This is a genomic window from Marinobacter sp. HL-58, from assembly GCF_001314605.1.
Classification (GTDB): domain Bacteria; phylum Pseudomonadota; class Gammaproteobacteria; order Pseudomonadales; family Oleiphilaceae; genus Marinobacter.
Window position 1 is genome coordinate 372,736 of sequence record NZ_LIHP01000004.1, and the last position, 21,164, is coordinate 393,899.

Consider the following 21,164-nt stretch of genomic DNA (forward strand, 5'->3'; position numbering starts at 1 on the left):
GCCATGATTGCCGCAACAACCATGCTGGCAGGCTGCCTTGGCGACGAAGAGTCCTGGCGCGGAAAGGACATTAGCGGCCTGATGCCGGAACTGGCGTTCGAGCTGACCGGCACATCCGGCGACACAGTGACTGCCGACGACACAAACGGTGAAATCCGGATGGTGTTCTTCGGCTTCACCTCCTGCCCCGACGTTTGCCCCGCAACGCTCCAGAAGCTGTCACGTGCCGTGAAGGACATGCCGGATGAGTTGCAGGACGACACCCGGATCGTGTTCGTAAGCGTTGACCCGCAGAGGGACACCCCGGAACGGATCCGGAGTTACGTGGATTTCTTCAGTGAACGAGCCATCGGCGTCACCGGCGAAGAGAAGGCACTGCGGGAACTGAGCAAACGTTACCGCACCACCTTTGGCTACGACGATCCTGATGCCGAAGGCAACTACAACGTTTCCCACAGCGGCGCCGTGTATGTTTTCGACCGCAACGGCAACGCCCGCCTCCTGTTCAGGCCGGACATGAGCGTAGAGGATATCCGGACCGATCTGGTTACGCTGGCCGAAGAAAGCTGACCTGTAGATTACAGGGTCAGCTCACCTTGGCGGTTTTCCTGGCCCTTCGGGGCTTTGCCGCACCGGTGGAGGCCGGTTTCCTGCGCCGGGTAGCGCCCACGGCACGGGTTTTCCTGCGCTGTGGTATTGCCGGGGCCGGCTTGTTGCGCAGGTAAGACCCGGGAGCAGGCTCGATGACTGGCAATTCACCCTCGCCCGGGGTCCTTGCCGGCACCTCACCACCGCCGAACTGCGCGGCCCATTCGACCCAGTCCGGCCACCAGGACCCCTCGAACTGTTCAGCCCCCTTGAGCCACTCCTCCGGCGCCAGGTCAGTGTTCTCGTTGGTACGGTAGCCGTATTTGTGCTTCGCCGGCGGGTTGATGATCCCGGCAATGTGTCCGGACCCGCCCAGCACGAATCTTACAGGCCCTCCAAGATAACGGGAGCCCCGGTAACAGGACACCCAGGGCGCGATATGGTCTTCAATCGCGGAAACAAAGTAGGCAGGGGTTTTGACCTTTCCGAGATCGATGGGGGTATCTTCAAGGGTGATGCCGCCAGGTTCGCGAAGACGGTTCTGAAGATACATGTTGCGCAGGTAAAAGCTGTGCATGGCCGCCGGCAGGCGCGTCGAGTCCGAGTTCCAGTGCAGCAGGTCGAACGCGGGCGTTTCATTGCCCAGCAGGTAATTGTTGATAAAGAAGGACCATATCAGGCTGTTGGCGCGCAACATGTTAAAGGCAGTGGCCATGGCGGTGCCTTCCAGGTAGCCCTGCTTGTTCATGGCCTTTTCGATCTTTTTGATCATGTCTTCATCGATGAAGACTTCCAGGTCGCCCACCTCACTGAAATCCAGCAGGCTGGTGAGGAAAGTCGCGCTCTGGACGCGGTCGTCGCCGCGCGCCGCCAGCCACGCCAGAGTGCAGCCAAGCAGCGTGCCCCCGATGCAGTAACCAATGGCGTTGATCTCGCGCTCGCCAGTGGCCTTTTCGATCGCATCCAGTGCCGCCACCGGCCCTTCAAGCATGTAGTCCTCAAAACCCTTGTGGGCATGCTCCTTCCCCGGGTTCACCCAGGAAATCACAAACACCGTGTGGCCTTTTTCAACCAGGTACCGGATAAAGGATTTGTTGGCGCCCAGGTCAAGGATGTAATACTTGTTGATCCACGGTGGCACAATCATCAGTGGCCGGCGATGGACGGTATCGGTCGTGGGCCGGTACTGGATCAGTTGCATCAGGTCGTTCTGATAGATCACTTCACCGGGGGTATCGGCCAGATTCTTTCCGACTTCGAAGGCCGCCGGGTCCGACATCCGGAACGACAGTTGCCCATCGGCCTTATCCAGATCCCGTAAAAAATTGGCAAGCCCGCGTACCAGGTTCCGGCCCCGGGTATCCACCGTTGTGCGCAGAACCTGCGGATTGGTCAGCACGAAATTGCTGGGTGACAGGGCATCCGTCGCCTGGCTGACAAAAAAACGAACCTTGCGCCTGTCGTGCTCATCCAGGCCACGTACATCCTCGATGGTGTCCTTGATCCAGCGATCGGACATCAGGTAGGCCTGCTTCAGGAAGTTGAAATAGGCAATCTTGTCCCAGGCCTCATCCCGGAACCTTCCATCCCCCTGCTCCGGCACGGCCACCCGCATGGACTCCCGACTGATCAGGCTCATCAAGGCGCCACTGCCCAGAATGGAGGCATTCTGCAAAATGCGCATCTGCGCGGTAATCAGGGTATCCGGCTGGGTGGCCAGCTTGCCCGTAAACCGGACAAAAGGCCTGGCAAGGCTCTTGATGCTCAGAGGATTGGGCCGGCCGCCTTTCAGGCGCCGCACCAGAGACTTTTTGACCAGCCGACCGCCATGCAACCCGGCACTGACCAGGGAACTACTGACACTATCGGGTTGTACATCGTTGCTGGAACCGGTTTTAACGGATTTGTCCGACATCGTTACTCTCTCCTGGCCATTCACGCCGGCAGAGCATGGCTCGCCGGCGGAAGTAGCGTTTCTTGCGGCAATCAAACGCAGCTGAGTAAGGGCCCGGACCACCTACATGTATACGCCTCCGTTAACGTTGATCTGCTGTCCGGTGATGTAGTCGCCGTCCGCCGCAATAAAGACCACAGCCCTGGCAATTTCCTCGGGCTGACCAAAACGCCCCATGGGAACCCTGGCAACAATCTTCTCCCGGATATGATCAGGCACCTGCGCCAGCATTTCCGTTTCGGTAAAACCCGGAGCGATGGCATTGACGGTGATGTTGTATTTGGCCATTTCGATGGCAAGGGTCTTGGTGAATGCGATTATTCCGCCTTTACTGGCGGCGTAATTCGCCTGGCCATAATTGCCGGCCTGACCAACGAAGGATGTGATGTTGACGATACGGCCATAGCCCTGGTCCATCATGATCTTGAGCACTTCCGAGCAGGTTGCATAAACACTGCCCAGATTGGTGTCCAGGACATCGGTCCAGTCCTCGTCTGTGAGGTTTTTCATGGCCTTGTCGCGGGTAATGCCTGCGTTGTTGATGAGGATATCAACACGGCCCCAGTCTTCATTTACTTTGCGGATCAGGTTGCGGGCTGCGCTCATATCCGACAGGTCCGCCTGAACCGCCATCGAGCGGATGCCCAGATCCTCCAGCTCTTTGACCACGTCGTCCGCATCCGCGCTTCGGGAGCGGTAATTGACGGCAACGTCGGCGCCCCGACGGGCGAGCTGTAACGCAATCTCCCGGCCAATACCCCGAGAGCCACCGGTAACGATAGCTACTTTTCCTTTGAGGTCCTGCATATTCGTTCTCGCCCTGTTATTTTTATGTTTCCCGCCCCTCGTTCAACAGATACCGGGGCCGGGGATCCAGTCAGGCGCCCTGATGTTTCAGAGACGCCTGATTTCAAGCTAGCAGAGAGAACAAAACCGGACAAGGAACTTCAGGAATACAACCAGTGGCCCGTCAGGACATGCGGATGAATTTCTGTAACCTTGGCGCAATCTCCTCGCGCCAGCGCCGGCCATTGAAGGTGCCATAGTGCCCTACGCCGGCTTGCAGATGGTGAACCTTGCGATCCGCAGGGATATTCCCGCAAAGATCATGGGCTGCACGGGTCTGTCCCGGGCTGGAGATATCGTCCTTGTCACCTTCAATGGTCATCAATGCGGTTTTACGGATGGCCTCCGGCTTAACCAGGCGCCCGCGGTGCATGAAGCAGCCTCTGGCCAGGTGGAATTCCTGGAACACACGCTCAATCGTATCCAGGTAATAGGCATCCGGCAGATCCATCACAGCCAGATACTCATCATAGAACTCCCGGTGGCGGGCCACTTCTTCGGTATCGTCGTCACGAATCGAACGGAAAAGCCCGCGGTAGGCGTCCACATGCCGGTCGAAATTCATGTTGATGAAGCCTGTCAGCTGCAGGAAACCAGGATAGACCCTGCGCATGGCGCCCGGATAGGGAGCCGGCACGGTATGGATCAGATTCCGTTTGAACCAGGACAGCTTGTGCTTGCTGGCCAGCTCACAGGGCTCGGTAGGAGCAATCCGCCCATCCACCGGGCCACTCATCAACGCCAGTGAGCGCGGTGCCGACGGGTGATTGTCCTCCGCCATAATGGCCGTGGCCGCCAGCACCGGTACAACCGGCTGGCACACCGCCAGCACATGGGTGTCGGGGCCGAGGTGATCAATAAAATCAATAACGTAATCTATGTAGTCATCAAGACCGAAATTCCCCTCGGAAACCGGCACCTTACAGGCATCGCGCCAGTCGGTAATGTACACATCGTGGGCCGGCAGCATGGCTTCCACGGTACCCCGCAGCAACGATGCGAAATGGCCGGATAACGGCGCCACAATCAACAGCCTGGGATCATCCGGGCGATCCACGTTGCGCTGGAAGTGTTTGAGCTGGCAGAACGGTTTGCGTTTGACGATGGTTTCGCTGACCGACACTGTCTCACCGTCACAGACGGTGGAATCAAGATTGAATGCCGGCTTGGGATATCGCTTGGTCAGATCCTCGAACACACTGAGTGCGGACGCAACACTGCGGGTGCCAGGCACCCGGGACCAGGGATTAAGCTGATGTTTTAATAGCGAACTTTGAGCTCCGGCGAGTATGCGCATGGGAGTCAGGGCAACCCTGCTGAGTTCATGGCCGTAATACATCATGGGCATTATCCTGTTGGGTGGGGCTTTGGGTCCTGCTGTTGGTAACTTCTCCTGTCCTTCGGAAGCATGTATCCGGGCCGGTTGGCCCCTCTGGACTATAACCAAGCATACGCCTGTTTGGCACCGGCGCAAATGGCTGGATTCTCGCCGCTGGCAGATGCTCCCATGATTTTACCTGCCACGGGCGTCTGTGATTGCCCCAAGGGCGCAGTACATACCCTGTTCGCGACCGCAACAAAACCTTCACACAACTGAAACAGTCCTCCCTGACAGTTAAGTGCCGTATGAAATTTGCACAGAATCATCGAATGGCCCCAGTGCTATATAACGCAGGCAAGCCCCGGGAACTCAGGTATGGAAAATGCACAGACGCCAACGCTTGCTCCATCAGAAATTGAAGAAGTTGGTAGCTTGCTGGAAGACCTCACGAAACTGAGAGGGACTCTGCTCCGGGAAACTGCGGAGCACCGGGTTAATCTGAATGACATCAATCCTGCCTATCAGCCAAGCGCGGAAAACCTGCTCTGTTACTTGTCACTACGACGGAATGACATTCGGCCGCTTCAGCAACGCCTTGCATCACTGGGTTTGTCCTCACTGGGCCGTTCCGAGTCTTGCGTCGTCTCCACCCTGGATGCCGTGATCCGAACGCTGGCAGCCCTTCTCGGCCAACACCTCCCCGATCCAGAGAACGAAACCATTCAGAGGGTTGGTATCCAGGAGGGCCCAAGATTACTCACTGCGCATACGGATCAATTGCTCGGGTGCGCGACGAACGACCGAAACGTCCGCATCATGGTTACTATGCCGACCGAAGCGGCACATGATGAAAGCATCATTCGCAACCTTCTGGCCAAGGGCATGAACTGCATGCGGATCAATTGTGCACATGACACTCCCGACATATGGATGGCGATGATCCGCAATCTTCGCAAAGCAGAACAAGCCATTGGCGTTGATTGCCGTATTTTTATGGATCTTGGAGGGCCCAAGATACGAACTGGCGAGATTCAACCGGGGCCAAAGGTTGTGCATATTCGGCCCAAGCGTAATGAATACGGCATTACAGTGATACCCGCCCGGATCTGGCTCTTTTCCGGGGAGTCTCCGTCAGAAGCTCCCGATGACTGTGCGGCCCGGTTCCGGGTTTCCGAAGGTTTCATCAAGAGCTTGCATCGTTGTGACGAAATCACTCTGTTTGATGCCAGGAAAAAGCACCGTAAATGGACCGTGGTGGAGACTACGGACATGGGCTGCATGGTCGAGAGTATCAAGGCTTGCTATGTGGTGCCCGGTACAAAGCTGCACCTCAGGAATGGAGAAAATCCGAAAGTGATCGGTGAGATCGGTGATTTCCCGCCACGGCCCGGTGTAATCCTGCTGAACAGGGGCGACTCACTGGTCGTCTCCACACAACCTGCATCCGGGCAGCCCGAGTTACAAGGCAGCCTGGAATACAACTCGGTGCCTTCAGTCATAAGCTGCACAATGCCAGAGATTATTTCTCAGGTCCGGCCCGGGGAGACCATCTGGTTCGACGATGGAAAGATTGGTGGTGTCATCGAAAAGGTGGAACAGGATCGATTCCTGGTAAAAATCCAGCATGCGCGTCCAGGGGGCAGCAAACTCCGGGGTGGCAAGGGAATCAACCTGCCTGACAGTCAATTAAGCATCGACGCGCTCACACCAGCAGACATCGAAAACCTGGCTTTTGTTGCAGAACACGCCGATGCAGTCGAATTGTCTTTCGCGAACTCCGCACAGGATGTCCAGTTGCTTGAGAAGAGCCTGGAAACTCTGGGCACCAAAAAACCGGCTATCGTGCTAAAGATTGAAACCCTGAAAGGCTTTATAAACCTTCCCTCAATGCTCCTGGCTGGCATGCGTTGGCCCAGCTGCGGTGTCATGATTGCCAGAGGCGACCTGGCAGTGGAATGCGGTTATGAGCGCCTGGCAGAAATCCAGGAAGAAATACTATGGGTTTGTGAGGCAGCGCATGTTCCGGTGATCTGGGCGACCCAGGTATTGGAGAATCTGGCTCAAAAGGGCATGCCCTCCAGAGCCGAAATCTCCGATGTCGTCATGGCGCATCGCGCAGAATGCGTAATGCTCAACAAAGGTCCACACATCATAGAGGCCCTGGAAGTCCTTAACAGTATTCTGAAGCGGATGCAGAACCACCAAACGAAGAAACGCGCCATGCTCAGGGAACTCAGATTGGCCCATATGACGCCCTGAGCAAAAGACAGTTGTTCATATAACGTTCACATAATTCCAGCAAAATTACCTGAACCCAAGGACAGAAAATCAGGTTGGTGATAAATGGATGTGGCAGGCCCGGATCTTAAAGCACTTTACCTCGACCGACGGCTGCTACCACACGAAGCCGTACAGACCATCGCCGGTTGCAAGAACCTGATTCTGGGGATGAGTGCGGCACAACCCCCTGCACTGATGGCAGCAACAGCCGACGCGCTGAAGGATCGGCTGATTGGTCCTCTGGCGATATATTACCTGCACGGTACGGAAAGCCTCCGCAGAAGCATTTTGGATCCGGAGCTATCCGACCGGGTTACTCCTCGCCCGCTGTTCCTGAGCCATTCCGACAGAGCCGCGATTGAGCAATCCGGCTCCCAGAGCTGGATAGAGTTCGTACCCGCCATGCTGCACCAGGCCGGGCGCCTGTTAACCGAACACGTTGATCCCGAATGTTTCTTCGTGACGGTGTCACCCATGGACCGTCACGGTTACTTCAGCCTTGGCACCAACGCCGACTACGGTGCATCGGTTATTCGCAAGGCCAAAAAGGTCATCGTCGAAGTCAACCGTTACATGCCCCGGACATTCGGCGAATGCTCCGTTCACATCTCCGAGATTGATTACCTTGTGGAACATGATCAGCCGCTGATCGAAGCCACCCCTAACCCGCCAACCCCGGTGGACATGACAATTGCCGGTCAGATCGTCCAGCGGATTAATGATGGCGACACAGTACAGATCGGTGTTGGCGGCGTTCCCAACGCGGTATTGGCTGGACTGGCAAACCATAAAAACCTCGGTTTGCACAGCGAGCTGTTTTCTCCGGCCATGATGCCCCTGATTCAGTCTGGCGTGATGAATGGGCGGCGAAAAACCTGGATGCAGCACAAACATGTGTTCACCTTCGCACTCGGTGACCGGGCTCTATACGACTTTCTCGACGACAACCCCTCGATTGTCGGATATCCGGCATCCTGGGTGAACAACCCTGACATCATTCGACTCAACGACAACATGGTTTCGGTCAACTCTGCGCTGGAGATAGACCTGACCGGCCAGATCAACTCCGAGCAACTTGGTGATCATCCGTTCTCGGGAACCGGCGGCCAACTGGATTTTGTCCGGGGCGCCTACGCTGCCCGGAACGGCCGTTCATTCGTGGCACTCCGGTCAACAGCGAGATCTGGCACAGTCAGTCGAATCGTGTCCCGGCTTTCCGGAGGAACCGTGACAGATCCAAGAAACGACGTTCACTTCGTGGTTACGGAGCATGGCTGCGTGAATCTGAAAGGGCTCTCAATTCCTCAGCGTGCACGGGCATTAATCAGTATTGCAGCACCGGAATTCAGAGAGGGACTGGAACGCGAAGCAACGTCTATGGGGCTCGTGTAAACCGGGTAAAACAAGGATTTTCTCCTGTATTTGACAGTAAGGAAGGTAAGAAATGACAGCTCAGAAACAATCAGGCATTGCTTTGGTTACAGGCGGCACCAGAGGGATCGGAGAAGCCATCTGCAAAGCGCTATCTGGCGAGGGCTATAAGGTGGTTACAACGTTCAGAAACAAAGAGCGTGAGCGGGAGGCGCGGGAGTGGCAAAGCCGCCGGGCAGACGACGGCCTGGAAATTGACCTGGTGGAAATGGATGTCTCCGATACGCGAAGCTGTGAGATAGCCGCTGACGAACTGATGCGCCGTTATGGGCGACTTGATGTGTTGGTGAACAACGCCGGTATTACCCGTGATTCGGTCATGAAAAAAATGTCGATCGAAGCCTGGCAAGAGGTCATTCACACCAATCTCGACGGCGTATTCAATGTCACACGCTGCTTTTTAGACACTCTGCTCGCACAGAACTATGGCCGCATCATCAATATTTCGTCCATCAATGCCCAGAAAGGCCAGTTTGGTCAGGTGAACTATTCAGCGGCAAAAGCGGGTATTCATGGCTTCACCAAAGCACTGGCCCAGGAAACTGCCCGCAAAGGCATCACCGTAAACACGGTCTCTCCGGGCTACGTGGAAACCGATATGATCATGGCCATTGATGAGAAGATCCGGGAACAGATCAAAGCCCAGATTCCTGTGGGTCGTTTCGGCCAGCCTGAAGAAATCGCCCGACTGGTGGCCTTTCTTGCCGACGAGAAATCTTCGTTCATTACCGGTGCCGATTTATCCATTAACGGCGGCATGTTCATGCACTGATCGGATGGGACCGCCTCAAAGGACGAGAGAGTAGGAAAAAAACCGGGAGGGGCCCTCCCGGTAGTGACGTTCCACTCATTTAAAACACGATGATGCTTTGCACTACCCTTCTGACGATACCGGCAACTCATTACAAAAGTGTTTCAAGTCGTGATCGATAGGGTTGCTTTTATCGAATGCGTTCCAGTTGAGGATATTACCCTGGGCGTCAAAATGAACGAAACCCGCGTAGTCATCGTCGTGGCGCCATGTTTTGATATAACCGACGACTTCACCCTCCTCCGAAAGCATTTCAAATGACTCCCTGGTACTGTCTATTGCTTCTCCGCGCGCCTCTACGGGTTCCGATGGTCGAAGCGCAAAATTTGAATAGTCAAGCAGAACAAGTGAGAGAGGGTCAGTGTTCACTGGACAAACTCCTTGCAGTCAGACATTTGAATAAAGAGATCAAAAGCTCAAACCAGTATATCCCATGCCGTCTGTCATGGATTGACATCCCTCAACCAGTAGATGTCTGGAAACGACCAGTGAGATCACTCATCGAGTCCGCTTCCTGTTTGAGGGCCAAACTTATCTCTCTGCTACCAGCAACGTTGTTGCTGACAGTCGCCGCATGGGCGTCAAGTGTAATAAACCGGTCGCCCACTCTGTCAATTTCATCCCGTTGCAGCGAAAGCGCTTCATCGATTGTGATGCTTTGCCGCTCCAATTCCGAGAACCGGTGATTCATCGAAACAAGGTGGCCTTTAAGCTCCTCAAGAGTCTGGCGGTTATCATCACCGGCCCCGGTCATTTCGTCTATCAGGTGTTCAACGCCCTGCACGCCCCTGACCAGGTCTGCCACCCACTGGTTGATTTCACCGGTGGAATCGGCAGTGCGTTTGGAAAGCGTCCGAACCTCGTCGGCAACCACCGCAAACCCACGGCCATGTTCGCCTGCCCTTGCTGCCTCGATTGCGGCATTGAGGGCCAGAAGATTTGTCTGTTCAGCGATTTCAGCAATTACGCCAATCACCTTCTCGATTTTCGAGGCCGATTCCGCAAGTTCCTGTATCGAACCTGAGACCCGGCCAATTACTTCAACAGTATGCTCTGCCGCTGTTTCACTTTTAAGAAGGCCGGACTGAATGTCCGAATTTGCTGCTACCGCCGCCTGAACGGTTTCGGTGGATTCACGGGTCGATGCCTCAATGGTGGAAGCCTGGTCCGCCATCGCCTTCATCGAATCGGTCACTTCCTGAATCTGATGCTGAGTCGTTTGCGAGGCAGACTCCAGTTCCCTCGCCTGTATATCAAGGCGGTCGGATCGTTCGTTGATACTTCTCGACGCATCGCGAATCTCTCTGACAAATTCCTCAAACCGGCCTACCAGCCGTATCAGGGCGGCTGCGACTCCCGCTACTTCGTCCGACCCGGCCAGGCCCGGTGGATTGGCCAGGTCTGAACGTTCGTCCATTCTCTGGATATCCCGCTCGATGCGCTGCAGCCTTACAATCACGGTCTGTCTCAGCCAGAACGTCATCATAACAACAACAATCAGGAAGGCCACTGAACCAATAATCAGTGACACCTGTTGGCGGTCCAGATAAGCCAGAAGCTCCTCGGATTCCTGATTAATACGACTGCGGCTCCCTTCCTTGCGGGCGTTAATGCTTTCAAGCAATGGCGACAGGGCGGGAAAAAGCGAAAAGTCCACCGTTTTACCGGCCTGATAATAACTCTTCTCCTCGACTCCTTCCGCGAGTTCTTCCAGGTATCCAACCACCGCTTCGCGGGCATCTTCATTGTCGTTTGCCCAGGTGCTCAGCTGTGCATTCTTCTGAATCGCACCCCACTTCGCAGGAATAGACTCCGCGAGCGATGCGAATTCTTCATTGATCTCATCCCAAAGCAATAACTGCCCTTTGATTTTGAAAGAAAGATCCTGCACACGACGGAGGTCATGCTCCAGATCGTCCAGCAACCAGGATTCGGCCATACGATTCTGGATCAGATCTTCTGCAGCGTTTTCCGCCTTACCAATGATCGACCAGGACAATAGCGCGAGGGCTGAAAGCGCCAGAATCGAGAAAAATGAGAAGAAGAGAATTCGACTGCGAACAGTTTTGAGCATGATGCCACCACACATGAAGAATGGCGGTAATGCTGCACACGGATTGTGACACTCCTGTTACCGGAGGCTCAGAAGATATTGATTTAGCGCTATAAATTACAAAAGTTAACATCGTTTAGCCTGTGGCTTCTGCGCCCCTGAAATATGTCTGTCATGTATAGCGAAGATTATGTGGATGATTGGAAGATGCTTGGCACAACCGGATATGAGCCAACCTAATCAGTAGGCTCGGGGCATGCGACGGAGCGACGCAAACTGATTTCCCCACGCCGCACTCACATCCAGGAGTGACCCAATGCAGGACTGCCTCAGTCAGGAACTGAACCGCTTGTTGTTGAAGGAAGACATCACCACACTTTTGCAACCCATCGTGAATATCGATAAAAAAAGCGTATTTGGTTTTGAGGCACTGAGCCGCGGGCCGTCAGACAGCCCTTTGCACACGGCCCCTATGCTGTTTGAAACCGCCGAACGCTGTGGCCAGACGCTGGAACTGGAAACGCTCTGTCTTCGCACCGCCGCACGCCACTGGTCCGGCCATGGCACTCCGCTGAAACTGTTCGTCAATATCAGCCCGGCCAAGCTGATGCCTCCGGAGTTCAACCCCACACAGCTGCAGGAACTTCTGCTGGCAAATGGACTGAAGGCATCAGACATCGTTATCGAACTCTCCGAGCGATATCCCACCGCCGATCCATCAGAGCTGCTGAAGACACTGGTATGGCTGAAGGCAGAAGGCTTTCTCATCGCCATCGACGACCTCGGCAGTGGCTATTCCGGATTAAAGCTCTGGTCCGAGCTGAAGCCGGACTTCGTAAAGATTGACCGACACTTTATTCGCGACATACAGGACGACCTCATCAAGCGAGAATTTCTGAGATCCGTTGTAGACCTGGCGGACCGGTTGGGCTGTAAATTAATTGCAGAAGGGATCGAAACCGAAGCTGAATTCCGGGTTGTTTCAGATCTTGGCATTGCACTTGTCCAGGGTTTTCTGTTCGGTCGGCCAAAGGCGGTGGCCACAGCATGTCTGGACTCACTGAACGTTCAGACTTCACGTACACCCAAATTACACCAGAGAGAAAAAGACACGGCAGGATTATTGTGCAGGTACATCGAACCCGTAACTTCGGAATCGACCTTGCAACATGCCTGGGAGCGGCTCCAGAGTGAGCCCGATGTGTTCGCTCTGCCCGTGGTGGATGACGGCAGGCCCCTTGGCCTGATTCACAAGTGGCGGGTTCTGGAAACCTTCAGCACGCCCTACGGCCGGGCCCTTTACGAGCGGCTACCGGTTACCCAGATGCACAGCCCGGATGCACTGGTTGTGGACTACGAGGTACCACTGAACGAAGTGAGCGAAAGGCTGATTAATGACGATGCTCACTATCTCAAACAGCATTTCATTATCGTCAGGGACGGGAAGTACGCCGGGTTGGGCGCCACGCGCTCATTGCTCAAACATATCACCGAACGAAAGATTGAAAATGCACGCTATGCCAATCCCCTGACCCTTTTGCCGGGCAATGTTCCCATTCAACAGGCTCTCGTCGCCCGTACTCAGGAGAAGCGTCCCTTTTCACTGGTATATTTTGATATCAATATGTTCAAGCCACTTAACGACGTCCTGGGTTACAGGGTTGGCGATCAGGTAATACTTCTGCTATCCGAACTTCTATCCACAACCTTCCATGCCCGGGATGAGTTTGTCGGCCACATTGGCGGAGACGATTTTGTTGTGATCAGCTCGTCGCCATCGGTTATTGCCAGCGCGGGTATGGTGCAAACACTTTTTGTCGAACAGAGCCGACGCTTTTACAACGATATCGCACTGAAAAGAGGGTACGTTGAATCGGAAGACAGAAACGGGCAGGTCAACTCCTTCCCCCTGGTCTCCCTGGCAGCCGGTATCGTAGAGGTGGCAGCGGACGCAAACCTGACGGCAGACCAGCTTTCAGACCTTGCCAGCTATGCCAAGAAAAGGGCCAAGGCCTCCCCGGACTTCTCATTTGTGAGCCTTGCAGGTTCCCGTTCCGTAAAACCACTGCTAGCGTGAAATAATCACAATCCAACCCGGAATCATCGGTATCTTTCGCTGATGATTTGTCCGGATTCGCCCGACTACGGATGGGAAACCATGGAGAAGACCAGCGCTCATGACAACGAGAACGCATCCGCGGCACTCGTCTCGTTTGGTTCTGATGCAAGTCAACTGACCTGGGAACCCCTCGGGGACCGAGTGATGGGCGGGCAATCTGATAGCACACTGGTGTGCCTGGAGGATGGAATCGGCCACTTCCATGGCACGGTTCGGCTGGACAACGGCGGCGGCTTTGCTTCCGTCAAAGCGGACTTGCCAGAGCCACTCGATGCCTCACGCTACACCGGTATTGAGCTTCTCGCGATCGGCGACGGCAAGACCTATAAAATCGGCCTACGCAACAGCACCGACCGCCGCAGCATTGTATACCAGCATGCATTTACCCCGGATACGGAAGACTGGAGCCGCATCCGGCTTCCTTTCAGTAACTTCATTCCTACTTGGCGCGGCAAGACAGTGACGGATGCGGAGCCATTGAAAACCGGTCTCCTCGCGTCAGTAAGCCTGTTTGTTTCCGGGCGGCAGGCCGGGGAGTTTGAGCTGAGGATGCAGGACTGGGTTCTTTACTGAACGCTACGTGGCAAACTTTTCCTGCCCAGCCAGGCAGCCTTTACCTCAACACTGGGATAAGCCGGCTCGCCAAATACGGACTGATCCAGGGCAGCTTTGCGCACCAGCGTCAAAGCCGCTTCCAGCTCCTGGGCATTTTCTTCAAAGCGTTGGCGATTGATTGTCCAGCCCTGGGTGAGGTGTTCACGCAAAATACGGGTAGCCCACTGGCGGAAGCGCGTGGCCTTGCTGGAGTTTACTCTGTAGCCCACAGAGATAATGGCATCCAGATTATACTGCTTGATACTACGGGTGACCTGGCGCCGCCCTTCCTGACGAACTACCGAGGATTCCTCGGTAGTTGCCGACTCGTTAAGCTCACCCTCTTTATAAATATTCTTGAGGTGCAAACCGATATTATCTGTGGATGTGTCAAATGCTTCCGCCATTTGTCGCTGACTCAGCCAGACGGTTTCCTGATTGGCATCCAGCCGCACCTCGACCGCCTGGTCGGCGTTTTCATAGATAACAATAGGGTTGCGGTTTTCTTCATTCATTCAATTTTCTCCATCCCTGAAAATTCACTGTCGACCTCCTCTACGTGGCTGGCGACGGGCCTTCTTCACCCGCCGGGCCTGGCTCAACTCATCCTTCACGTAGGCCCCCACAGCCTTGAGGATACCCAGGTCCGGATCGGCTTCTTTGCCATCCGCCAGCCGGAAAATCTGCTGGTAGTACCAGGCCTGGCCGCCCAGCACGTTGATTATCTTGAGTGGCATCAGCGGACTGGCCGGCGAGAAAAATCCCCGCTCGGCAAGCTTGACATGATCTTCGTGGCAAACCGCCTTATCAATGCGCCCTTCAAGCAGATCCCTGGGCGTATTGGGATCCGTACAGAGCGGTCGGCCAAGGCCAATCATGTCGGTTTCGCCACTGGCAATCGCCTCTTCCATAAACGTACGCGTCCGGAATCCACCGGTGACCATCAGCGGGCAGTCGCAAACCTCACGAATCGTCTGGGCGTAATCCAGGAAGTAAGCCTCCCGCTTGCGCGTGCTTTCCCGAACGGCCGGCCCGTCGCTCGCGGTTTCCGCATCACCGCTGTACCCGAGCAGCCGCGGCTGCTCGTAGGTGCCGCCGGACACCTCCAGCAAATCAATTCCCTCCTCATTGAGCCAGCGCACCACACTCACAGACTCATCCAGCGTAAACCCGCCCTTGCGGAAATCGTCAGAATTCAGTTTCACCGCCACCGGAAACTCCGGACCCACCGCAGCGCGAGTCGCCCGCACCACCTCAAGCAGGAAACGGGCTCGATTTTCCAGCACTCCACCCCAGCGATCCGTGCGCTGGTTGGTGACCGGCGACAGAAAAGACGACAACAAGTAACCATGAGCCCCATGCACCTGAACGCCGGTAAAACCCGCGGCTTTGGCGATCCGGGCCACGTTGGCAAAGCGCTGTATAAAATCGAGGATCTCCGGCTCCGTCAGTGCCCTTGGGCGGGCATAGTTGCCCATCAGCGAAAGCTGTACCGCCGAAGGCCCCATTGGGCGCGAGGTCACGTAACGCGGCGACTGCCGACCAGCATGGGAAATCTGCATCCACAAATGGTTGCCGTTGCGGGTGCCCGCTGCGGCCCAGGCACGCAACTGCACCATACCCTCCGGCTCGTCCTTCACTTTTGCCAAATCTGGCGCCGGATCGATCGCCACGTTACCCGGCCGCTCCAGCACCCGGTGATCAATCATCACGTTGCCGGTAATCAGCAACCCCGCTCCGCCATCGGACCATCGCCGATACAGGGTTTCATGGCGGTGGGTGGCGTGTAGCTGGTCGTCTGCCAGCCCTTCGGTCATCGCGGCCTTGGCAATTCGGTTGGGCAGGACTGCTCCGCAGGGAAGTGTCAGAGGTTCGGCGAGGGGCGATTCGGGCATAGCGTCATCCTGATTGTTTTGACTGTGGGAACTTCCGGGTTAAAAAAACACGCCAATCATGAGCGAAAATGCCTACGCCCGGCGGCTTGTCACTGGTCATCACCTTGCCGTATTGTTTGTCGCTGACAGCGAAAATTTAAACACACACCGCAATCAAAGGGATTGTCTTTATGGCACTGGAAAAACACGATCTGATCCATGAATTCCCAGCCTCAAAAGAAGCTATTCATCACCTGAAAACCACCAACAATCATTTCGCGAAATTGTTTGAAGAGTACCATGAGGTAGATCATTCAGTTCACCATTTCGAGGGTGGTGCCGAGAACACCTCTGACGAACACTTGGAGGACCTCAAGAAACAGCGCCTGAATCTGAAAGACCAGCTTTCTGGCATGATTCGCGAGTACGAATCCGCGTCTGAAAAATAGAAGTAACCCGGCAACGATTCCCCGGGCTCGGGCGTAAGCTCTCAGCTCGCGCCGGGGCTCTGCCCCTTTCCGCAAACATTCCTAAAAAGAATCTAAACCGCGATTTACCGCATCAATAGCGCCGGCCAGATGCCCCGTAAACTCACGTGACCACTCACTGCCAATTCCGGTTACTCTGTTAGCCCATGCACCTGAGATCGGCGACAAGGCAGGCACAGGGTGCTCGCCAGACGATCTTTGATCCGCAACGGTCGCTGTGTGAACCTCTTTAGCCCAGTCCTTTATAAATTCCGCCTCGGGAGTTGCGGCCTGCGAACCAAAAAGCCGCACAAACTGTTCGCAGCAAGCATTCATAAGTTCTCTATCAGAAACGCGGGAGCGTATGTCAGCAGGCACACCCAGGAAACCAAACAATGCCGCCTTCCCGTCCGGAGTAGAAGCATCATGGATCTCAACCATTGGCCCAACTGCACTTCGAGCCTCCCCGGATAATCCTTGATCTCGCCAGAAAGGCTGATCAAACACGGCAATATATTTTGCGTGAGGGGCCATCCAGGTATCTGTCTCTTTCCACTGTCTTGCAAGCTCGTTCGGCAAGGCGGGCGAAAACGTAAGCTGAGACTCAACCAATCGGGGTGGCAATGCCAGCAACACATGGTCAGCGCTGTAGCTCAGGGTTTGCCCTTCAGCATTTTCGGTCAGTAGCTCGATAGACGGACCTGAAATGCCAAGACTACGAACCGTTTGGCCTGTCACCACCCGTACCGGATCAAGCCGCTGATACAAAGCCTCAATGAGCGCAAACATGCCACCGGCGATTCGCATTGAAGGTGGAGAGTTGACGTACCCGGCCGTTCGCTGAGGGGGCTGATTGGAAGAACGTTCCAGAAGCATATCGCCCGTTTCAAATTGCTCAAAGGTCTCTAACCCGAGCCCATCTACCAGCTGCGCCATATCGGTCTGGAATGCAGGCCAGAACCAGGCGGGGCCCAGATCGAAGCCCTCACCCGCCACATCAAATTTACCCCCAGAGTGGATCGTAGACGCAATACGCCCACCAAGAACATCCCTCGCCTCCAGAACGACGTAGTCTTTGATGCCTTTTTTCTCGAGAACATAAGCGGCGTATAAACCCGCCAGGCCGGCGCCAACAATGGCGACGCGAGCGTTTTTCATGAATAAACTTCCTGTGATGATCTTGATGCTTTGGTGAGTAGCCTGATACGCGCTATCACTGCAAATTGTTTATTGGGATCAACACTTCATTTCGCCTCAAAAACCAGGGCATGAACGGTGCGTTATAACGCGCCCAGACTGGCTTGCCCTGAATAGTGAAGCCCTTTTTGTTGATCCATTCCTCCAACCTCGCCTTATTCTTTTGATAGCCTGATTTGCTCCAGAACCCGGAGTATTCGATGGCTGCCATAGTCCGCTCAGGCACCTGGCGTATGGTGATCCTCTCGTCCCGGGGTTTCGGAGTGGTCTGCATCGTAAATGATCCCGGCATCATAAAACTGACCACCCAATTCCCGTCGACCTGCGTCTGGCCTACCGGTGCCGTCATGTCGATTTCCTGACCCTCAGCCACCTGGCCAACAGGCGCGGTCATGGCGATTTCCTGCTGGGATTGGTTATTGCCGGAAATGTATTTAAACAAGCGACCAAAAGCTTCACTACCTGCGTCTTCAAATTCTGTGTCAACGACCGTCTCTGCAACAATATGCGGCTCGTAAACACGTACCTCCAGATTTTCCTCCTTCAGGAGGACTGTGTATTCCGCTTCTTCTGTCGCCATGGTGGTTGCCGATAGGAACATTGAGCAAAGGGAGATTAAGAGCGCTGCCTGCCGGTTGTGCATAGTGTTTCCTTTTATAGTCACCTCTAAGTTCGAGGGCCAGCCTTCCGGCTATGATACGCTTCAAATCTACAAGGCGCGTGGCAAACACTCACAACCCAACAGAGAGGGTCACTACAGTCAGTATGACAACCCGCTCCTTCCAACTTGATTTAGAAGAACCATTCAATCTGAGGATGACTGTGGAAAGCCACGGTTGGTGCCAGCTTGCGCCCTGGCATTGGGACGGCAAGCTCCTCGAACGAACTGTAAAGATCGAGGGCAACAAAGAATGGGTTCGCGTCCAACAAATTGATCCGAATCAGCTCAGTATCGAAACATCGTCGCCAGATGACGACAAGGTCACCACACGGGTTTCTCGCTGGCTGCAACTGGACTGGGAACCGTCAGAATTTCTGGCACTTTGCGACGTCAATGATCCGGCCATTGGTCACTTTGTTCGCTCCGGAGGTGGGCGCTTTCTTCGGGGCGATAGTTTCTTCGAGGACCTGATTAAAACCGTCTGCACCATCAACACCACATGGCAACAGACCAAAGTCATGGTCGGCTCATTGGTATCTCTCGGAAACGGTTTGTTTCCCGCGCCCAACGACATCCTGGAGATCGGTCCTGACCGGCTGGCAGGTGAATGCAAACTTGGCTTCAGGGCCAGAACGGTAACCAACGTAACGGTGCAGTTGCTACACGATGGTGTTATCAACCAGGACGGATCCGCTGCTGGCGACAGCTCAGTGAATTACGATTACCTGACGTACCTAAAAGGTATCGGCCCCTACTCAGCGGCACATGCCATGATGCTTTTAAGGGATTTTTCGACTCTGCCGGTGGATTCCGAAGTCAGCGCGTACCTCCGGGAAAGGGGCTTCGATTCCAAGGATGCACAGGAGGCGTTTCGACACTGGGGGCAATATCGGTTTCTTGGGTACAAGCTAAGGCGAATTATCGATAAGGAGAATTGGATTGGTGACTGATAATTGAATTAACTGACAATCAACACTACTACCAAACCCCAGGGATCGTTCTTCCTTAAAACCGGGCCCGATAGTTCTGGGGCAACAGATGCACATGCTGTTCAATGGCCCCCGCCAAAATAAAGAATCTCGGAGCTGTGGTAAATTCGTAAACGCGATACAAGCGGAACGCATCTGAGTAGTCATTGGAAAACGCCCGCTCGTTCTCGCTAATGAAAAACGGCAGATACTTCCCCGAGTTCGTCGCCTTCACCTCCAGGAAGCGCTCTTGATCACCCGTCGAGTCAAAAGACCGAATGTCGAAACCCAGTCCATCACCACGTTCTTTGCTGGACCATTCGACCTCGGCTGCCAGGTCTGGCCGACCCTGGGCGGTGAGCCTCTGCCTTTCCATACGAAGCACGAATTCCTCCGCACGCTCCCCCAGTTGGCGGTTGCGACGCTCACGCTCAGAGAAGTCGATATGCTTCGCCAGATAGCTGGGCTTGCTCTCGGCGACATGAGGGATACGCTCAGGCGGTTCCGGATCAAATACCGAATCCCAGCCACGATTATAATATTCCGGCTCATCGGCGACTTTATCAGCGACCTGGTTTACGTCGTCGACGACCTTCTGATGGCCGGCAAGATAGGACAGAACCACCTGTTTGAGCTGTTGCTGATAGTTAAACGCCGGTTTGTAGCCGGGAATGTATGGGAGTCCCAGTTCGAGCAACACGGCGCTCACATTCTGATGCTTGTATTCGATGGATCCATCGGTGCGATTATTCAATCGAGGCTGCAGCGCCCTGCGATGCGCAGCTTTGCTGTAGGAGGCGCCGACAAGATGCTTCTCCAGCATCGCCACATAATCATTGACCAGAAATTCACACTCCAACCAATCCCAGCCGCCACGTTGAGGCTGTAGCAGATCGCGAATCGACTTCTCATCCAGACTGGTCATCAGCGCAGATTTTAGAAGCTCACGCGCAATCTGGTTGCCAAGCAACTCGAATAGCTCATCGTCCAGATATGCATAATCAATGTGAGCGTCAATAACGCCCTGGGATGTCGCCGTTGTCAGTTGCTGATAGGGCTCCTGCTGACCGGGTCTGATTTTGTGGTGCCAAAAACCCTCACTTCGAAGATGGAAAAATGGCAGGTGAGGATTGTTTCGATCCGAAGGCGACGCCAGTGCCTGAAAGCGTTCGGTGAATTGGCGCTTGAGTTTTTCGTCAAAATCAAACCGATTGCTCGTAACCTCGCCGGACTCAACGAGATCCATCACCGCCTGCAACATGGCCACTTTGTGAGGGCTCTTGTTAGCACCACCGCTGTTCAGCCGAAGCGTTGAAAATCGCTTCTCATAATCAAGCAGGCTCATCGGTCACTCCAGTAATCCGCTTTCTCGGGGATAACCCATCGCACACCACCACGCGGATCTTGCTGGTCCCCCGCATACCTCGGAATCAAGTGGCAATGCATATGCATAACCGTCTGGCCAGCCGCCTTGCCGCAATTCATGCCAATATTATAGCCATCCGGCTGGTAACGCTCTTCGAGCCACTGCTTGCCCTGCTCGACCAGCTCCATAATAGCTTGTTGTTCAACCGCAGTGAGATCGAACCAGTCGGCGGCATGGCGGTTGGGGACGACCAACAAGTGGCCTTGAGAAACTGGAAAGCCATCCAGCCGGATATGAGCCAATGCATTGAACGGCATTGAGCCTTGTTCTGATGTTTCAGTGTCCGCGCAAAATGGACAGATATCTTTCATTACAAACTTCCAGCTACAGATTCTGGTCATGCGAACGCTGTGAATTGAGTAACGGCTAGAACCAAAGTCACTAAAGACGATTACTAGGCCGCCTGACTGCACTGAATCCGTTAACAACAAATTTGACAATAACTGGTTTCTTCAGTGAAGCAAATCGTAAGCCTGCCCTAAATTTAGAATATTGCAAAAATCTTATAAGCAAACTACTCTAAGTTCTATGGTGAAAAATTGGTCTAGCTTGTTGTAATCAATGCAATAACTGC

The 21,164-nt window shown here is 54.6% G+C and carries 19 protein-coding genes and 1 pseudogene; 8 read left to right on the forward strand and 12 right to left on the reverse strand.

All coding sequences use genetic code 11. The features are described from left to right. Nucleotides 1-3: 3 nt before the first annotated feature. The gene (locus HLUCCO03_RS05455; RefSeq protein ID WP_292016632.1) at nucleotides 4-570 is read left to right on the forward strand and encodes an SCO family protein; all 567 of its coding nucleotides are present in this window, start codon (nucleotides 4-6) and stop codon (nucleotides 568-570) included. A gap of 16 nt (nucleotides 571-586) precedes the next feature. Here HLUCCO03_RS05455 and HLUCCO03_RS05460 read toward each other — a convergent pair whose 3' ends face one another. The 3 genes from HLUCCO03_RS05460 to HLUCCO03_RS05470 form a co-directional block, all read right to left on the reverse strand. Beyond that, entirely contained in the window at nucleotides 587-2,503 is a 1,917-nt protein-coding gene (locus HLUCCO03_RS05460; protein ID WP_081813543.1) for a class I poly(R)-hydroxyalkanoic acid synthase, read from the reverse strand. 102 nt (nucleotides 2,504-2,605) lie between these two features. Beyond that, nucleotides 2,606-3,349, reverse strand: coding sequence for a 3-oxoacyl-ACP reductase family protein (locus HLUCCO03_RS05465; RefSeq protein WP_027831963.1), 744 nt, complete (start codon nucleotides 3,347-3,349; stop codon nucleotides 2,606-2,608). A 163-nt stretch (nucleotides 3,350-3,512) separates the two neighbouring features. Next, on the reverse strand, nucleotides 3,513-4,730 hold the full coding sequence (locus HLUCCO03_RS05470) for a polyhydroxyalkanoate depolymerase (protein ID WP_027831962.1): 1,218 nt from the start codon (nucleotides 4,728-4,730) through the stop codon (nucleotides 3,513-3,515). A gap of 354 nt (nucleotides 4,731-5,084) precedes the next feature. On the opposite strand from HLUCCO03_RS05470, the gene HLUCCO03_RS05475 reads away from it, so the two are divergent. From HLUCCO03_RS05475 to phbB, 3 genes are all read left to right on the forward strand, one after another. Continuing rightward, nucleotides 5,085-6,968 carry a pyruvate kinase gene (locus HLUCCO03_RS05475; RefSeq protein WP_027831961.1) on the forward strand — a complete coding sequence of 628 codons (1,884 nt, stop codon included), beginning with the start codon at nucleotides 5,085-5,087 and terminating at the stop codon, nucleotides 6,966-6,968. An 84-nt stretch (nucleotides 6,969-7,052) separates the two neighbouring features. After that, entirely contained in the window at nucleotides 7,053-8,381 is a 1,329-nt protein-coding gene (locus HLUCCO03_RS05480; protein ID WP_027831960.1) for an acetyl-CoA hydrolase/transferase C-terminal domain-containing protein, read from the forward strand. 52 nt (nucleotides 8,382-8,433) lie between these two features. Beyond that, a complete protein-coding gene (gene phbB / locus HLUCCO03_RS05485) occupies nucleotides 8,434-9,192 on the forward strand; it encodes an acetoacetyl-CoA reductase (RefSeq protein WP_027831959.1) in 759 nt (252 codons plus the stop codon). Nucleotides 9,193-9,294: 102 nt separating this feature from the next. Here the strand turns inward: phbB and HLUCCO03_RS05490 are convergent, their stop codons facing one another. Further along, entirely contained in the window at nucleotides 9,295-9,600 is a 306-nt protein-coding gene (locus HLUCCO03_RS05490) for a hypothetical protein (protein ID WP_197025674.1), read from the reverse strand. Between the two features lie 91 nt (nucleotides 9,601-9,691). Beyond that, complete coding sequence (locus HLUCCO03_RS05495; RefSeq protein ID WP_027831958.1) at nucleotides 9,692-11,305, reverse strand: methyl-accepting chemotaxis protein; 1,614 nt, start codon at nucleotides 11,303-11,305, stop codon at nucleotides 9,692-9,694. A gap of 295 nt (nucleotides 11,306-11,600) precedes the next feature. Between HLUCCO03_RS05495 and HLUCCO03_RS05500 the strand changes: the two genes are divergently transcribed. Then, entirely contained in the window at nucleotides 11,601-13,361 is a 1,761-nt protein-coding gene (locus tag HLUCCO03_RS05500; protein ID WP_036197466.1) for a phosphodiesterase, read from the forward strand. An 81-nt stretch (nucleotides 13,362-13,442) separates the two neighbouring features. Then, nucleotides 13,443-13,976: a CIA30 family protein gene (locus HLUCCO03_RS05505; protein ID WP_036198065.1), complete on the forward strand. Its 534-nt coding sequence runs from the start codon at nucleotides 13,443-13,445 to the stop codon at nucleotides 13,974-13,976. On the opposite strand, the gene rhuM is transcribed toward HLUCCO03_RS05505, so the two are convergent. Then, nucleotides 13,970-14,512 (reverse strand): RhuM family protein, encoded by a 543-nt coding sequence (rhuM, locus tag HLUCCO03_RS05510; RefSeq protein WP_081813542.1) that lies wholly within the window; start codon nucleotides 14,510-14,512, stop codon nucleotides 13,970-13,972. The genes HLUCCO03_RS05505 and rhuM overlap by 7 nt on opposite strands. Before the next feature lie 24 nt (nucleotides 14,513-14,536). Continuing rightward, a complete protein-coding gene (locus HLUCCO03_RS05515; RefSeq protein WP_027831957.1) occupies nucleotides 14,537-15,892 on the reverse strand; it encodes an NADH:flavin oxidoreductase/NADH oxidase family protein in 1,356 nt (451 codons plus the stop codon). 170 nt (nucleotides 15,893-16,062) lie between these two features. Here HLUCCO03_RS05515 and HLUCCO03_RS05520 point away from each other — a divergent pair, with 170 nt between their 5' ends. Then, nucleotides 16,063-16,320: a DUF465 domain-containing protein gene (locus tag HLUCCO03_RS05520; protein WP_027831956.1), complete on the forward strand. Its 258-nt coding sequence runs from the start codon at nucleotides 16,063-16,065 to the stop codon at nucleotides 16,318-16,320. An 81-nt stretch (nucleotides 16,321-16,401) separates the two neighbouring features. Here HLUCCO03_RS05520 and HLUCCO03_RS05525 read toward each other — a convergent pair whose 3' ends face one another. From HLUCCO03_RS05525 to HLUCCO03_RS05530, 3 genes and pseudogenes are all read right to left on the reverse strand, one after another. Continuing rightward, nucleotides 16,402-17,214 carry a flavin monoamine oxidase family protein gene (locus HLUCCO03_RS05525; protein ID WP_367142340.1) on the reverse strand — a complete coding sequence of 271 codons (813 nt, stop codon included), beginning with the start codon at nucleotides 17,212-17,214 and terminating at the stop codon, nucleotides 16,402-16,404. 18 nt (nucleotides 17,215-17,232) lie between these two features. Further along, nucleotides 17,233-17,487 (reverse strand): annotated as a pseudogene (locus HLUCCO03_RS19380) (FAD-dependent oxidoreductase); the annotation flags it as partial. A 64-nt stretch (nucleotides 17,488-17,551) separates the two neighbouring features. Then, entirely contained in the window at nucleotides 17,552-18,178 is a 627-nt protein-coding gene (locus tag HLUCCO03_RS05530; protein ID WP_027831954.1) for a heme-binding protein, read from the reverse strand. A gap of 122 nt (nucleotides 18,179-18,300) precedes the next feature. Between HLUCCO03_RS05530 and HLUCCO03_RS05535 the strand changes: the two genes are divergently transcribed. After that, nucleotides 18,301-19,146 carry a hypothetical protein gene (locus tag HLUCCO03_RS05535; protein ID WP_027831953.1) on the forward strand — a complete coding sequence of 282 codons (846 nt, stop codon included), beginning with the start codon at nucleotides 18,301-18,303 and terminating at the stop codon, nucleotides 19,144-19,146. A gap of 55 nt (nucleotides 19,147-19,201) precedes the next feature. On the opposite strand, the gene HLUCCO03_RS05540 is transcribed toward HLUCCO03_RS05535, so the two are convergent. Both HLUCCO03_RS05540 and HLUCCO03_RS05545 read right to left on the reverse strand, forming a co-directional pair. Then, nucleotides 19,202-20,509 carry a DUF3883 domain-containing protein gene (locus tag HLUCCO03_RS05540; RefSeq protein WP_027831952.1) on the reverse strand — a complete coding sequence of 436 codons (1,308 nt, stop codon included), beginning with the start codon at nucleotides 20,507-20,509 and terminating at the stop codon, nucleotides 19,202-19,204. Then, nucleotides 20,506-20,901, reverse strand: coding sequence for an HIT family protein (locus HLUCCO03_RS05545; RefSeq protein WP_027831951.1), 396 nt, complete (start codon nucleotides 20,899-20,901; stop codon nucleotides 20,506-20,508). The genes HLUCCO03_RS05540 and HLUCCO03_RS05545 overlap by 4 nt, the downstream gene beginning before the upstream one ends. Between the last annotated feature and the right edge of the window lie 263 nt (nucleotides 20,902-21,164).

Coding starts and splice junctions, on each gene's coding strand:
- HLUCCO03_RS05505 (WP_036198065.1), top strand. CDS start 13,443: ATGGAGAAGACCAGCGCTCATGACAACGAGAACGCATCCGCGGCACTC.
- rhuM (WP_081813542.1), bottom strand. CDS start 14,512: ATGAATGAAGAAAACCGCAACCCTATTGTTATCTATGAAAACGCCGAC.
- HLUCCO03_RS05530 (WP_027831954.1), bottom strand. CDS start 18,178: ATGCACAACCGGCAGGCAGCGCTCTTAATCTCCCTTTGCTCAATGTTC.
- HLUCCO03_RS05495 (WP_027831958.1), bottom strand. CDS start 11,305: ATGCTCAAAACTGTTCGCAGTCGAATTCTCTTCTTCTCATTTTTCTCG.
- HLUCCO03_RS05540 (WP_027831952.1), bottom strand. CDS start 20,509: ATGAGCCTGCTTGATTATGAGAAGCGATTTTCAACGCTTCGGCTGAAC.
- HLUCCO03_RS05465 (WP_027831963.1), bottom strand. CDS start 3,349: ATGCAGGACCTCAAAGGAAAAGTAGCTATCGTTACCGGTGGCTCTCGG.
- HLUCCO03_RS05475 (WP_027831961.1), top strand. CDS start 5,085: ATGGAAAATGCACAGACGCCAACGCTTGCTCCATCAGAAATTGAAGAA.
- HLUCCO03_RS05470 (WP_027831962.1), bottom strand. CDS start 4,730: ATGATGTATTACGGCCATGAACTCAGCAGGGTTGCCCTGACTCCCATG.
- HLUCCO03_RS05525 (WP_367142340.1), bottom strand. CDS start 17,214: ATGCTTCTGGAACGTTCTTCCAATCAGCCCCCTCAGCGAACGGCCGGG.
- phbB (WP_027831959.1), top strand. CDS start 8,434: ATGACAGCTCAGAAACAATCAGGCATTGCTTTGGTTACAGGCGGCACC.
- HLUCCO03_RS05460 (WP_081813543.1), bottom strand. CDS start 2,503: ATGTCGGACAAATCCGTTAAAACCGGTTCCAGCAACGATGTACAACCC.
- HLUCCO03_RS05545 (WP_027831951.1), bottom strand. CDS start 20,901: ATGAAAGATATCTGTCCATTTTGCGCGGACACTGAAACATCAGAACAA.
- HLUCCO03_RS05480 (WP_027831960.1), top strand. CDS start 7,053: ATGGATGTGGCAGGCCCGGATCTTAAAGCACTTTACCTCGACCGACGG.
- HLUCCO03_RS05500 (WP_036197466.1), top strand. CDS start 11,601: ATGCAGGACTGCCTCAGTCAGGAACTGAACCGCTTGTTGTTGAAGGAA.
- HLUCCO03_RS05455 (WP_292016632.1), top strand. CDS start 4: ATGATTGCCGCAACAACCATGCTGGCAGGCTGCCTTGGCGACGAAGAG.
- HLUCCO03_RS05515 (WP_027831957.1), bottom strand. CDS start 15,892: ATGCCCGAATCGCCCCTCGCCGAACCTCTGACACTTCCCTGCGGAGCA.
- HLUCCO03_RS05520 (WP_027831956.1), top strand. CDS start 16,063: ATGGCACTGGAAAAACACGATCTGATCCATGAATTCCCAGCCTCAAAA.
- HLUCCO03_RS05535 (WP_027831953.1), top strand. CDS start 18,301: ATGACAACCCGCTCCTTCCAACTTGATTTAGAAGAACCATTCAATCTG.